The organism is Frateuria sp. GZRR35 (assembly GCF_051900415.1).
In the GTDB taxonomy this organism is placed as follows: domain Bacteria; phylum Pseudomonadota; class Gammaproteobacteria; order Xanthomonadales; family Rhodanobacteraceae; genus Frateuria_A.
Window position 1 is genome coordinate 1 of record NZ_JBHZGL010000006.1, and the last position, 13,100, is coordinate 13,100.

A 13,100-nucleotide genomic window follows, 5' to 3' on the forward strand; every position below is an offset into this window, starting at 1 on the left:
CCAGCCTCCGCCTCACGCAGGAAGCCGATGATCTGTTCTTCGGAAAAGCGTTTCTTCACGTCCAATCTCCTTCAGATGGGGGATTGGACTCCAAACCGAGGTGCTACTCAAAACTGGGGGGACGTCGCGGAGCCCCCAAGGGCAATGTTGCTCATGAGCAACATCCACCCGATGGGTTGCTTGTCCGGCCGGGTTACGGGGTTTTTGGGTTAGTCCCTCCGGCGAGGGGCATTTTGCTCATGAGCAAAATTTCCGGCCGGACCCTTCGGGCATTGTTGCTCATAAGCACATAGGCCAATCAGCGTTTTGCTCATGAGCAAAATTGACCCGTAGCCTTGGAATTGGCACTCTTACAACCGAGTGAGGTCGCGTTGAGCTACCGCGTAAGGGCCGGGAGAAATCCCGGCCCTTACCTTTTGCGGCGTCACTCATCAGGTGAGGGTAGGTTGACCTGTACGCTACCGCCGCCCCCATCACCTGGCCGGACTTGGTCGAGGGCGCGCTGTGCCAACTGACTGGCTGTCTGGCGTCCCTGCTGGCCGGCAGCTATGCCAGCGGAGCCAAAGGATTCCGCTGGTTTCTTTATGAGATCGGCCGGCCTACCTATCTTCTGCCCCCCCTTCGCGTTTGGCGCAGCTTTCTGACTCTGACCTGCGCTGCTTGCAGGCGGGTGAGCTGCCGATGCTGGGCCCTTCGAGCTGCTTGCCTCTGCTGCGGGGCGAGCCTGGTTTGCGGCTGGACTGCCCGTAGCAGACGAGGGTATGGCCCTGGATGTAGCTCCCATGCTGGGGCGATCCCTGCTGGTAGGCGATGGTTGCCTACTCAAGCCACCACCGACCGAGGGGAATGCCGCCGCAGCCGGTGCAGGTGGGGTGCCAGCCGCACCGCCCGCAAGGGCACCTTGGGTACTATCGGCGGCCGTTAGTGGCGGCGCATGCGTCGCGCCTCCTGTGGCGGTGGCGCTGGCACCCTTGGAGCTTCCCTTGGTGGACTGCCGAGCGTGCTCGCGGAGCTGCCCTTGTTGGAAATTGCTCTTGAGGAACTCGCCCAAGTTCTGCGCAGGTGCGGTTGCCTTTCGAGCTAAGCCGGACAGTGCCGCTTGTCCGGCCCCGGCAGCACCTGTTGCTGCTTTGAAGATCAGCCCCGCGCCAGCAGCCTTAGTGGCGATACCGCCTATCCCACCCTGAGCAACAGCGCCGGCGGCTTGGGCGACCACGGAAGCACCACTCTTGCCCAAGCCACCGCCAGCGGTGGCTAGCATGCGTCCCGCACCCATCGCCGCGGCACCGCCCATGGCTGCACCCGTTGCCGTACCCAGCATCGCGCCTGCACCGAGAGACGGCGAGCCAGACATAAGGCCGGCGGCAAGGTTGGGCGCCTGCATACAAAGCAGCGCGATCGCGAGAGTGGCTCCCATGGCCACGATGGCGTCATGGACGCTGACGCCCGTAGCGGGCACTACGGAAGGCAGTACCGTGCCGGCAATCGCCACAATGAACGTCAGCGTCATCAGTTTGATGCCGTGAGAAATGACCGCCCCGAGCGATTTTTCGCTCAAGAACTTGGTGTGCTTCCAAGGTCCGAAAGGCAACAACACCATCGAGAGGACCGCCACGATCATGAACTCAAGGTAGGCGATGAAGCACTGGATCGCGATCATCAAAAAGGCGGCGATCGTGCCGACGATGCAAAGCTCGTAGAGCCCGATCGTCGGCAGGTTTTCCATCGTGCCCGTGAAGCCATGCGCCAAAGTGCTGACCTTATCGAGCATGGGCTGAGCGACGTTGAATCCGAAGTCGACGATGGCGGAAGGGTCTTGCACCGATGGGCCTGGCGCGTTGCCTCCGGCAGTCTGTCCGGCCCACACAAAGCCCTGAACGATCACGGCAACGAGCTTGGGCCACTGAGTCACAAGCAGCACGAAGAGGCCGTAGCCGAGCAGCTTGCGCATGCTCTTGACCACGATCTGCCCGCCTTCGGCGGCGATCGCGAACAACCCGAAAAAGACCAGGTCGATGCCCATGATCGTGTAGAGCAGGTGGTTGGCAGACGGTCCAAGGCGCCCGAATCCGCCGCCTATCGCGTGCACGAACGTGTTGAGGATGTGGGTAAGCAGTCCCTCATTCATGGTGCTTGTCCTCCGTCGCCTTGCTCTCTTCCCATAGGGTGTAGTTCCTGGGCTTCGCGCTTGACTTGTGGATCTCCCACGCCGGCGCCTTGCCGTTGGAAAAGCCTTTCAGTGCGTCTCGGTTCGCCGCGACGGCCTGTTTCTCTGCAGCGCCGGCTCCGAGGGGCAGTTCTTTGGACGGGCCACTGCATGCGGCCAAGGCAGCCACGATGAGAGCGATTGCGGTCAGGCGGATGGATATGGACTCGATAGTCATCAGGCGTCCTTGTCGTCGAAGGTGAGGGCATCGTGGTCAGCCGGGTCTACGGCCGGCGCACCGGGACCGCCGACATGGGCGAAGTCACCTTCATTGAAGGTGAGGATCTTCTCTGCGAGGCGGTCAACGAGGGTTCGGTCGTCCGACAGGGCTTTTCCGGCTTCGCTGGCCAGGAAGCTGTAGAAGCTGGCAGCCCGCTTTTGCCCCTCTGCGGTTGGTGGCGGCAGCATGGCCACGATGTTTTTGACAGCTACTGCGAGCACTTCAGCAGTAGCCCGCTGGTGGAACGTGACGCGAGCCTGCTCACGTCGCATGGCGCGAAGCTCGCCCTTCAGCAGCTCGTCGCGCATGTCGCCGCTAGCCGGGTCATATCGTTCGGCCAATGCCTTCTCGATGATCGACGTCTGAGAGATGCGTCTTGCCGCGGCCTCCTGTTTGACCGCTCTGGCTAAGGATTTGGGCAGGTTCACGTACAAACGCTCGCCAGCGCCCGTTGCCCGCTGCTGGCGAACTGGCTTCTTCTTAATGGTCATCGCAGTCCCCTCAATGCGCCCACGGCGCATAGCTGTCGGGGCTGGACTGTGGCTTTCCTTCCCAAGCGGGCTTGCCGCCATCCGAGAAGCCCTTGAGCGCAGCTCGGTTGGCCGCCTCCGCGGCGGCGTCGGCGGAAGCGTCCGCACTCATGTGCTGCAGCATGGCTTGCTGGTACGTCGCCGTTTGCGCGTTGAGGCTTTGAAGCTGGCCAGCAACATTCATCGAGAGCTGGTTGCCAGCTTGGATAGCCGCCAAAGCGCCTTTGGCTGCGGCCGAGTCAGCTCCTAGGCGGGCGATGTCGGCCTGCGTCGCCGGCAGCTTGTTGAGGACGCTGGCGCCGGTGGCTAAAGCATCTTCCATGTTTGCCTGATCGGCCTGGTGCCACTGCTTCACGTAGGCATCGAGGTTCTGCCAAGCCTGGTTGCTCGCATACGTCGAGGGATACATGTTGCGGTAGCGGTCGCGCATGTTGCTGAGGTTGCTTTCCAGCCCTTTGATGCGCTGGATTGACGCCATCAGGTTTGCCATGTTCGAGCGGTAACTGCTTACCAAGCTCTCGGGCATCGCCGCCAAGTTGAGCGCCTGGTTTTCAAGCATCTGCACTTGGTTGCTGATCTGGTTGATTTGGTTTGCGATCTGAGTGGCGTCGTCGAGATTCGATTGCAGCGTGTGGTACGCGTTGACGATCGACTCGGTGAAGTTCGCCGGATCGAATACGACCCACTGTGCGGTGGCTGGCATCGCGCCGAGCAACACGAGCACGAACGCGAGAAGCCCGAGGCGGGCTGGCCGAAGAAAGCGATTCGTTTGCATGGTTTTCCTTGATCTAGTTGCGCCCTAGGCCGTCTTACTTACGGCGCAGGCGTGCAGCCACGCGGTTGCGCGGCGCAGTCTCTGACTAGGTGCTACGGCGAGGCGGAAGCCTCCCGTTGAGGCGCGGGATCTTGGTGAGATCCACACGCCATCCCGAAGTTGCGGGAGAAATCGGCGAGGTGCTTATCGATACGGCTCCGCGTCTCCGGGTCGTCTCGTGTGGCCAAGCCCTGTCGCCTCTGCTCAGCGCGGCGCACCCTGTTCTCTATCTCAAGGGCTTGCTTCTGGCGTTCTCTTTCGATGGGCAAGCCGACGTCTGGAACGAATTGGCCAGCCTGGGCCCGCTTAAGGAGACTCTGCAGGTAGCTGACAGGCTTTTCGATCCGCCTGCCTCGCTGCCCCCGGCGCACTGCGCCCTCAAGCTCGTCGAGGATTGGTTGCGCGAGGTCGCCGCGGAGATCGCCGCTGCGCATGGCCTTTTGCACTTCTGCGACTACTACCTGAGCTTCGCCCGGTGGCAGCGAATTTGGGGGAACGAGCCCGGGTGAGGCGGGTGATGTAGTAGTACTAGCTTCTGTATTTGGTACTACTTCAGTAGTTACTAAGGGGCCTGAAATGCCGGCGCCGGGCAAACCGTCGCCGGCTTTCCAGGCGCCGGCACCAACCGGGGCCTGAATTTCAGGCGCCGGTTCGACACCACCGGCTTTCCACCCACCGGCTTCGACCGGAGCCTGAATTTCAGGCCTCGGTGGCGTTGATGGCGGCGAGCAGTCCGAACCGCCGCGACAAAGCACCCAACGTTGGCGACCATAAGTGCCGTCTGGGTTCCTCACCTGTATACGCGCAAGGCAGCCTTGTTCCTCCAGCTCGGAAAGAATGGTGCGAAGCTGGTCGCGCCCAACTTCAAGCACCTTCCGGAGGTGTCGGACACTGATCACCCAGCCTGGGGGAAAGGACACCAGGGCGGTCCAGGCGCCGACAGTCCTGAGGCTAAACTTGAGCATCTGGAATCGCTTTGGCCCTTGCCAGATATCTCGGTTGTCGACAATGGTGAAGCCGGCCGGGTAACCATCGTCGTACTCAAACTCAACGATTTGGTCATCCTTCTCGCTTACTGAGCGGCCCCCACTCATCGTGGCTTTTCCTCCGGCGCCAGCGAGGCTCTTGCGGCTAGCAAGTCGAGTTTTCGGGTTCGCCTTCGAGAGCGCTTCCATTAACCCACCCCCTGGCTTGCTTTCTTGGATAGGCGAGGGCGTCCGGGCTTTCGATGGGCCTGCCCAGTGGGCTCGATGGGCTCAACGGGCCCAGCGATAGCATTTCCGTCACTCAGCCCGAGGGCTGCCTTGATGTCCCTTATAAGCACGACATATTTGCGTGCCCCGCCACCGGGCGCCGGAACCAAGGGGTAGGGGAACGTACCGCGATAGATCCGGGTACGTGCATTGGAGGCAGCAGTGCGCGGGTTGGATAGTCCACCTATCACTAAGGCCTCGGCCGGCGTCACGGCGAGAACGGGGACTTGCAGGGAAGGGGCAATAGACATGGTCTCGATCTCTGATCGGAGGTCGAGGTCGCTGTGCTTGCAGTGATTTAGGCGCGGACGCTGGTGCGGCGAGAGACGCGGCGCGACCTGGAGGCCGGAAACTGGCTACTCAGCGCACGCCTGAGAGGCGAGGAGGGCGATCAAAGGTGTCCGGCGCGTCTGGGAGAGAAGGCGGGGGCAATTCTAGCGAGCCCGTCTTTGTCGACGCCCAGATGATCAGCGGCAGGTGGGGCCAGATGATTTGCGGACTATCTAGCGTCAGGGCGATTAGGAACATCCCCGCCAAGGAACCCAAGAGCGTGAGCGCTAGCGGCGCTACTGCCCATATCAAGGGGACAAGCTGTACCGGGTGGCCAATGTGATAGTGCGCCGCTATGGCCCCAAGTACCACAAACACGGCTGTTGGAATGACGGTAAACATGGCCAGCAGCGAGACGCGTGATGCCCACAGGCCACGCGAGAGCTTTTGCAGGTTCGATCCCGCTCCACACATTCGTTTGATCAGGTGCAGAGGCCAAGCCAGCAAGCGCGTGCATAGAGCACCAAGGGCGCGTGATTGGCCACAGGCGCCCTCTTGCTTTGTTGTCATACGCACATCGCCCATGCAGGCCGTATCGGCAGCGTGTCCGGGAACTTGAGCGTCCTGTGACAGCAGGAGACGAGCGGCAACGTTGTGCCACTGCAAAGGAGGGGTAGTCCCCGGGTGCAACGGCGTACGCCCAGTGACCTGTTGCGGCGGTCGACACCATGTGCGAGTATGCGATAAATAGGCCACATCGACAATGAAAAAAACAACTACAAAACAAAATGTTACTGATTTGATGGCCCAAATCGACAGATTTAGGTCGGAATTGGTCCAGGTTGCGCGCTTGGGTGCAAAGGGGGATGGGGAAAGACTAAGGATCCAGGTGCTGCGACTGATCCGGGCGCTACGCTCGGAGGGTGACGATCTAGCCGACGTTCTACAGGCGGCTGTTTTTGGTCGTGACGAATCGACTACGGCCAGCGCTATTCGGTCGATGCCACGACGCGGCAGCGCTGCTTTACCAGCACCGGTACCGACCGACGGAGATAGCCGCCTTGAGCTTCTGCGGGTCGAAGATCCGCCGATCATGCCCCACAAGCTTGTGCAGTCGTCCGATGTCATACGGCGTCTTGACATGCTAGTTGCCGAACGCCGCTCTGCCTCTAAGCTCGCACGGGCGAACCTAAAGCCGTCGCACACGGTGTTGTTCACCGGCCCGCCGGGCGTTGGCAAGACGCTAGCTGCACGCCACCTGTCGTTGCAGCTAAAGATGCCGCTGCTCGTACTGGATCTTGCGAGCGTAATCAGCAGTTTCCTAGGCCGCACCGGAAACAACATAAAGCAGACGTTTGAGTTCGCTAAACGCCGGGACTGCATCTTTTTCTTGGACGAACTGGATGCAGTCGCGAAGCGGCGTGATGATGAAAGTGATGTTGGCGAGCTAAAGCGGCTGGTGACTGTGCTGTTGCAGGAGATCGACCTTTGGAACTCCAACAACTTGCTCGTTGCGGCGACGAATCACGCCAGCCTGCTAGATCCTGCGGTCTGGCGACGTTTCGATAGCACGGTTGAGTTCCCCACGCCTACCGCAGAAATGCTGAGGGAGCTTGGGAGGCTCGTTTCGGACAAAACCGACTTGGTGCCACGAGAGTGGCGCGATGCCCTGGCGGTGGTTGGCGCCGGGACCTCGCAGAGCGACTATGTGCGTGACCTTAATCGCCTACGTAGAGCAACTTTGCTGGGCGGTAAGACTGAGGGGCAGCTGGTGCTTGCAGAACTGGTCGCTGCCCGTGCGGCTGACCTGAAACTTAGCGACCGCAAGAAGCTCGCTGTTTCCTTGGTTAACTCCGGTCTCTCGCAGCGGGAGGCCAGCAAGCTGGCTAACGTTGCCCGCGAAACCCTTCGTTCGACGCTCTAAAGGAGTAGTGCATGGCTAGCGAACCGAAGTTTCTGCTTGGTCGTGGTGAGACGCTAAATCGGGAGAGTCGCTATCGCAGCGGCCCGAACGACGCGCAGCCACCTTATGTCTGGGACATTCAGCGGGCTCACCTCCTGCCTCTTATGGCGACACAGCAGGATCTGTTTCGTCGGTTGCCCCCGGATGCGTGCCCCGGCGACCGGGTGGTCTCAGCTGTGACCCTCCATCCGCAGTACTACTCCCGTTCTGCGTTCCCCTCCGAGCTCGTTGGCAAGATGGATCTTCGACTGGTCGGCAGCAAACCAGTAATGGTGAAGCCACGAGATGGTCGCGGTAGTGACAAAGAGCGTGGTATCCCCTCAACCGTCCTTTTTCTTGCTGGGCGCCGCAGCCAGTTCCAACGCCTTCTCGATGTCGTTAGCGCCGGAGACATAGAGGATTCACTTGTAGTTGACTTGCTGAAGATCGAATCGCTGTCGGCCATGCAAGCGAAGGACCGGTTGATGGGCTCGATCAGTAGCGCACCCGAGCTTGTGGAAGTGGTGATGCATCACGACGCCGAGCTCGACGTGGACTGGGAAGAAGCCTTCCTTGACTTCGCTTCGGAGAGCGGTGTTGAGCTCGATCAGGCGCGCGACTATCAGTCCCGCGGCTTATGGTTTATGCCAGCAATGGCTAGCGCGGCCGCGGCGGCACGTCTCGCGAACTTTGCTTTCGTGCGCGCCATCCGGCCCATGCCAAAGTTGCGTCCGCTCAAGCGCCCTCAAATGTTGCGCGCCCTGGAGGCCTCGCCACACATCGCCCTGCCCAGCGAGGAGGCGATCGATTCGTCGTTCCGCGTGGCAATCTTCGACGGAGGGTTACCCGACAATCACCCTTTCGGGCTCTGGGCGAACCGAATTGAACCCAGCGCGAAAGATGGCATCGGTGCTCCCATCATCGAGTGTGTCGAGCACGGGCTCGCGGTGACTTCCGCGCTCCTTTTCGGCAGCGTGGGAAATGGGCTGCAGCCGCGTCCATACTCTGGTGTGGATCATTTTCGAGTTCTCGGTGACCAAACTACCGACACAAAGTTGTATCCGGTCATGTTGTATATCGACCAAATTCTTAGCCAGTCGAACTACGAATTTGCCACTCTGAGCATCGGCCCGGTCGAGATCGTGGGCGATGACAAGGTCACAGCCTGGACCACCATGTTGGATGACCACTTCCAACAAGGACAAATGCTTGGGACGATCGCCGTCGGCAACGCGGGCGAATCGCCTTCGCCATTGAACCGGGTGCAGGTGCCTAGCGATTGTGTGAACGCCCTGGCAATTGGTGCGTCTAGTTCTGAGGGGGCGGGATGGGCACGGGCGCCTTATAGCTGCGTCGGTCCGGGGCGTGCCCCCGGCCTTGTCAAACCTGACTTGCTGCAGTTCGGTGGCGTAGATGGTGACCAGTTCAAATTCATATTCCCTGGACCGACGATCGCCGAGGCGTCCGGTACCAGTTTCTCAACGCCGGCCGTCATGCGCATCGCTAGCGGTGTTCGTGCGCACTTCGGGGGAGGTATCTCAACGGTAGGTATTCGCGCCTTGCTTATCCATAGCGCTGAAAATCCGGGCGAGCATCCGCGCGCAGAAGTGGGCTGGGGACTAGTACCGAGCGATCTGTCCGCAATTACGGTGTGCCCGGACGGAAGTGTGCGTGTCCTCTACCAAGGCCATCTTGATCCCTCCAAGGTGATTCGCACAGAGGTGCCGCTACCGCCTGGGGAACTGGAGGGACTAGTCGAGATCGCTGCCACCTTCTGCTATCTCTGCCAGACCGATCCCCACACTCCAGGTGATTACACCCGTGCCGGACTGGGAATCACTTTCCGTCCGCATCAGCAACGTTTTCCGAAGCCCTCGCCCCCGAACTACAGGACTGACCCCGACTTCCCGGAATCCAAGCCGTTCTTCGAGGGAGTCGGTAGGAAAACGGAGCAGGCTTTGCGCCATGATTCATTCAAGTGGGACACGACTCGTCATGCGCGGCAGCGCTTCCGCGCCAGCTCGCTGGACCGGCCGGTGTTCGACATTCACTACCAGGCGCGTGAGCCAGGATCTAGGGTGAGCCCGTCCGCAGCAATCAAGCTTCCTTACGCTCTTGTGGTGACAGTCACCGCCAGCAAGCACCCCGATTTGTATGACCGAGTGGTCGCCCACTACCCGACGCTGGCGGCGATCCGGCCGCGGACGCACCTCCCGCTGCCAATCAGGGTGTGAAGCTCGAAAGCGCCGTCGGTCACGGTGCAAGCGTGGAGGGAACGGTCCTCGGCTCGGACGAGCTTGCACAGGTAGTCTGGTTGCCCGCCAGAGTTGAGGCATTTTCGGGGCACTCTCGATGGAACGCCATGCGACGCCCAGCAATCCCATGGGACAAATCGGGGACACAACAAACAGAAAGGCCGAGGGTTCGCACCCTCGGCCTTTCTGTAAGTGCTTGATTGTGGTGGAGTGGAGGAGGATCGAACTCCCGACCTTCGCATTGCGAACGCGACGCTCTCCCAGCTGAGCTACCACCCCACGCGAGCCGCGCATGTTAGCAGCGTCGCACGGCGTTCGCCAAGGGTCTGCGTGGGCCTTCGTCGTCCCGTGCCGGCTCGCGTGTTCGGTCAGTCAGGCAGCAGCCCGGACAGCGGGCCGTGCAGCACGTCGCGGCGCCAGCCTTCGAGAAACTCCGGCCATTCGTGCGTGGTGAGGAATTCTTCCAGCACCTTGCGCGGGCACAGCAGCCCGGCGGGCAGGTCAAGTTCGCCGGCCAGGCGGTCGACGGTGTCCTTCATCGCGGCCAGCGCCTTCTTGGCCGGTCCCAGCACGGGTGCGGGAATCGCGGCGGTAGCGGCTTGTTCCTCCGCATCCGGGGCAGGCTTGATCAGCTCGAACAGCTCGGCGCGCTGCGGCGAGCGCAGTGCACGCTGGCCGCGGCTGCGCTGGTCCAGCTCAGCCACGCTGGAAGGCGGGTTCTGCGCGAAATCGAGCGCCAGCGCATCCTCCAGCAGCCAGGAGCGCGGGCGGTCCAGCGTGCGCGCGCTGCGGTCGCGCCACAGCAGGATGCGGCGCAACAAGGCCTGCTGCGCGCGGGGCCAGTCGGAGGCGGCACGAAAGCTGCGCTGCGGTTGCGGGTCGCCTTCATGGGTGTTGGCGCGGCGCTTCAGTCGCTCGCAGTCCTCGGCGTGCCACGCGGTGCGGCCACGCTCGGCCAGGCGTGCCGCGAGGTGGGTATGGACTGGCTCCAGATAGACCACGTCGAGCGTGGCGTAGAGGCGCTGCGACTCGGTCAGCGGGCGTTGCAGCCAGTCCGAGCGGGTTTCGCCCTTGTCCAGTTCCGCGCCGGCCAATTCGGCGACCAGCGCGCGGTAGCTCAGACCCAGGCCCATGCCGACGAAGGCGGCGGCAATCTGGGTGTCGAACAGCGTGCCGGGGCCTTCGGGCAGCAGCGGCGCGAGGGCTTCGAGATCCTCGCCAGCACTGTGCATGACGGTCACCGTGGGCCCTGCGGCGAGCCGCGGGCGCAGGGCGCTGCCGATGTCGAAGGCGAGCGGATCGACCAGCGCGTAGCGGCCGTTCCACCCGAGCTGCAACAGCGCCAGTTGCGGGTGGAAGGTATTCCGGCGCATGAACTCGGTATCGACGCCCAGCGCGGCATTGGCGGGTAGTTCGGCCAGCCACGCGTCCAGCGCGTCGCGGTGATCGATCCATGTAGCGTCGGCCGCGGTGGGCACGGACATGCGGAAGCTTCCTCGGTGTCGGTCGGCGGGCTCTCGGGAAGCGCCAGGCGCATTGCCCTGTCATCGGCCCTGCCATAAGGTGAGCGGCGCACGATAACAGCCTTGGGACATCCATGCCGAGCAACGAAACCGTCCGCCTCCAGCGCACTCTCGGTGGTGCACTGGGCGTGCTCGTGCTCGGGGCGGCGTTGGTCTACCACTTCTTTCCGCGCGTATTCCATGTGGATCCGGCCACGATGACGGCCCGCCGGCCGGCTTCGACCGGGTTCGCCGCCCCGGCCGGGCAACGCGCACCACGTACGCCGCTGGATGCGGAAATCGATGCCGGGCCGCCGCTCACGCTGGCCCCGGCAGCGGTGATCGCGTCGCGGATGAACAAGGGCAACCAGCACCTGCCCGAGCAGCTCAGCGCCGACACGCCGGAGGTGCAGGCGTTGCTGGCGCGCGCCGAAAAGGCGATGCAGGGTGGGCGGCTGGTCGGCAACGAGGACAGCGCCGCGGCACTCTATGCGCAGGCGTTGAAGGACAAGCCGGACAGTCGGGCCGCCGCACAGGGTCTCAACCAGGTACGCGCACAGCTGGTGGCGCAGATCGGTCAGGACATTGCGGTCGGCGATGCCGATTCCGCACGGGATCTGCTGGACGGCCTGCGCGGGCTGCCGAACACGGCGGGCGATGTCGCTCAGCTGGAGCAGGGTCTGAAGACGCTCGCCAAGGTTCGCCCGATGCTGGCCCAGGCCGCCTCGCTGTTGCAGCAGGGTAAGGTCGACCAGCCACAGGGGGCCAGCGCCCTGGATCTCTATCGCCAGGTGCAGGCGCTCGATCCGCAGAACGCCATGGCCGAGCAGGGTATTTTCCAGGTGCAGCGCGCCGTGCTGGACCGCGCCCTGGCGGCCGTGGCGCAGAACGATTTCGCGGCCGCGGACCGGGCGCTGGCGGAAGCGGAAACGATCCGTCCCGGTGCGCAGCAACTGGTCGACGTGCGCAACCGCGTCGAAGGCATCCGCCGCCAGCGCGCCAGCGGGCTGCTGGCCCAGGCGCGCTCGGCGCTGGACGCCGGCAACCTGGACCTGGCGCAGCGCCTCGCCGGCCAGGCGCAGGCCCTGCAGCCTGGCCTGAAAGGCATCGACGCCTTCCAGCAGCAGCTCACCAATGCCCGCCTGTACGCCAGCTACAAGCCCGGGCAGGTGTTCAGCGACCGCTTCGTCGATCTTCCCGGCCACACGCCGGCAATGGTGGTGATCCCCACCGGCAGCTTCCGCATGGGAGCACCCGATGGCGAGGAGGATCGCACCGACGCGGAGACACCCATGCATCGGGTCACGCTCGACAAGGGCTTCGCGATGGCGCGCGCCGAGGTGACGGTGGGCCAGTTCCGCGAATTCGTGCGAGCCAGCGGCTACCAGCCCGATTCGATCCGGCAGGGGGGCGCCAGCGTGTATGACGAGCGCAGCGGTGTCCTGCGCGACGACTCGAGCGCCACCTGGCAGGACGACTACGCGGGTCGCCCGGCGGCGGACGAGCTGCCGGTGGTCAATGTTTCCTGGCGTGATGCCAAGGCCTACGCCGCCTGGCTCGGCGAGCGCACCGGCAAACGCTACCGCCTGCCGAGCGAGGCGGAATTCGAATATGCCCTGCGTGGCGGCACCCAGACCCGCTTCTGGTGGGGCGGGCAGGCGCCCACACGCAAGGTGGAGAATCTCACCGGCAGCGGCGACCGTTCACCCAGCGGACGGCGCTGGAGCAATGCCTTTCCCGGCTATCGGGACGGTTACTGGGGACCGGCTCCGGCAGCGAGCTTCATGGCCAACCCGTTCGGCCTGTACGACATCGACGGCAACGTCTCCGAATGGGTCGCCGACTGCTGGCACGACAACTATGTACGTGCACCGGTCAACGGCAGCGCCTGGCTCAATCCCGGCTGCAGCGTGCATGTCGTGCGCGGCGGCTCGTGGGGCAGTTCGCCCGACCAGGTGCGTTCGGCGTATCGGCAAGGCGCGGACGGTGGGGTGCGCAGTGCACGCGTGGGTTTCCGCGTCGTTCGCGAACTGTAGACACCCGCCTGAAGAGGATGCCGCAAAGGCCGGATCCCGGGCCCGCTACGGGCGCGGAACGACCTATCCAAG

The 13,100-nt window shown here is 63.1% G+C and carries 10 protein-coding genes and 1 tRNA gene; 5 read left to right on the forward strand and 6 right to left on the reverse strand.

Annotated features, from left to right (window positions below):
* Positions 1-424: 424 nt before the first annotated feature.
* From trbL to trbJ, 4 genes are read right to left on the reverse strand one after another with little or no spacing between them, the layout of a single operon-like run.
* A complete protein-coding gene (trbL, locus tag ACFWZ3_RS08675) occupies positions 425-2,128 on the reverse strand; it encodes a P-type conjugative transfer protein TrbL (RefSeq protein ID WP_439707339.1) in 1,704 nt (567 codons plus the stop codon).
* The gene (locus ACFWZ3_RS08680) at positions 2,121-2,384 is read right to left on the reverse strand and encodes a hypothetical protein (RefSeq protein ID WP_439707340.1); all 264 of its coding nucleotides are present in this window, start codon (positions 2,382-2,384) and stop codon (positions 2,121-2,123) included. Before ACFWZ3_RS08680 ends, trbL begins: the two co-directional genes overlap by 8 nt.
* On the reverse strand, positions 2,384-2,917 hold the full coding sequence (locus ACFWZ3_RS08685; RefSeq protein WP_439707341.1) for a hypothetical protein: 534 nt from the start codon (positions 2,915-2,917) through the stop codon (positions 2,384-2,386). Before ACFWZ3_RS08685 ends, ACFWZ3_RS08680 begins: the two co-directional genes overlap by 1 nt.
* Positions 2,918-2,927: 10 nt before the next feature.
* A complete protein-coding gene (gene trbJ / locus ACFWZ3_RS08690; protein ID WP_439707342.1) occupies positions 2,928-3,731 on the reverse strand; it encodes a P-type conjugative transfer protein TrbJ in 804 nt (267 codons plus the stop codon).
* Between the two features lie 134 nt (positions 3,732-3,865).
* On the opposite strand from trbJ, the gene ACFWZ3_RS08695 reads away from it, so the two are divergent.
* The 4 genes from ACFWZ3_RS08695 (at position 3,866) to ACFWZ3_RS08710 (ending at position 9,469) form a co-directional block, all read left to right on the forward strand.
* Complete coding sequence (locus ACFWZ3_RS08695; protein WP_439707343.1) at positions 3,866-4,279, forward strand: hypothetical protein; 414 nt, start codon at positions 3,866-3,868, stop codon at positions 4,277-4,279.
* Positions 4,280-4,585: 306 nt separating this feature from the next.
* Positions 4,586-4,849 (forward strand): hypothetical protein, encoded by a 264-nt coding sequence (locus tag ACFWZ3_RS08700; protein ID WP_439707344.1) that lies wholly within the window; start codon positions 4,586-4,588, stop codon positions 4,847-4,849.
* 1,333 nt (positions 4,850-6,182) lie between these two features.
* A complete protein-coding gene (locus ACFWZ3_RS08705; protein ID WP_439707345.1) occupies positions 6,183-7,217 on the forward strand; it encodes an AAA family ATPase in 1,035 nt (344 codons plus the stop codon).
* An 11-nt stretch (positions 7,218-7,228) separates the two neighbouring features.
* Entirely contained in the window at positions 7,229-9,469 is a 2,241-nt protein-coding gene (locus ACFWZ3_RS08710) for a S8 family peptidase (protein ID WP_439707346.1), read from the forward strand.
* A gap of 224 nt (positions 9,470-9,693) precedes the next feature.
* Here ACFWZ3_RS08710 and ACFWZ3_RS08715 read toward each other — a convergent pair.
* Both ACFWZ3_RS08715 and ACFWZ3_RS08720 read right to left on the reverse strand, forming a co-directional pair.
* Positions 9,694-9,769, reverse strand: a tRNA-Ala gene (locus ACFWZ3_RS08715).
* Positions 9,770-9,858: 89 nt separating this feature from the next.
* Positions 9,859-10,974: a ribonuclease D gene (locus ACFWZ3_RS08720; RefSeq protein WP_439707347.1), complete on the reverse strand. Its 1,116-nt coding sequence runs from the start codon at positions 10,972-10,974 to the stop codon at positions 9,859-9,861.
* Positions 10,975-11,087: 113 nt separating this feature from the next.
* On the opposite strand from ACFWZ3_RS08720, the gene ACFWZ3_RS08725 reads away from it, so the two are divergent.
* Positions 11,088-13,028 carry an SUMF1/EgtB/PvdO family nonheme iron enzyme gene (locus ACFWZ3_RS08725; protein WP_439707348.1) on the forward strand — a complete coding sequence of 647 codons (1,941 nt, stop codon included), beginning with the start codon at positions 11,088-11,090 and terminating at the stop codon, positions 13,026-13,028.
* Positions 13,029-13,100: the final 72 nt, after the last annotated feature.

Bases quoted from the DNA above. Each gene is read 5' to 3' on its own strand.
- trbL (WP_439707339.1), bottom strand. From the start codon at position 2,128: ATGAATGAGGGACTGCTTACCCACATCCTCAACACGTTCGTGCACGCG.
- ACFWZ3_RS08680 (WP_439707340.1), bottom strand. From the start codon at position 2,384: ATGACTATCGAGTCCATATCCATCCGCCTGACCGCAATCGCTCTCATC.
- ACFWZ3_RS08685 (WP_439707341.1), bottom strand. From the start codon at position 2,917: ATGACCATTAAGAAGAAGCCAGTTCGCCAGCAGCGGGCAACGGGCGCT.
- trbJ (WP_439707342.1), bottom strand. From the start codon at position 3,731: ATGCAAACGAATCGCTTTCTTCGGCCAGCCCGCCTCGGGCTTCTCGCG.
- ACFWZ3_RS08710 (WP_439707346.1), top strand. From the start codon at position 7,229: ATGGCTAGCGAACCGAAGTTTCTGCTTGGTCGTGGTGAGACGCTAAAT.
- ACFWZ3_RS08720 (WP_439707347.1), bottom strand. From the start codon at position 10,974: ATGTCCGTGCCCACCGCGGCCGACGCTACATGGATCGATCACCGCGAC.
- ACFWZ3_RS08725 (WP_439707348.1), top strand. From the start codon at position 11,088: ATGCCGAGCAACGAAACCGTCCGCCTCCAGCGCACTCTCGGTGGTGCA.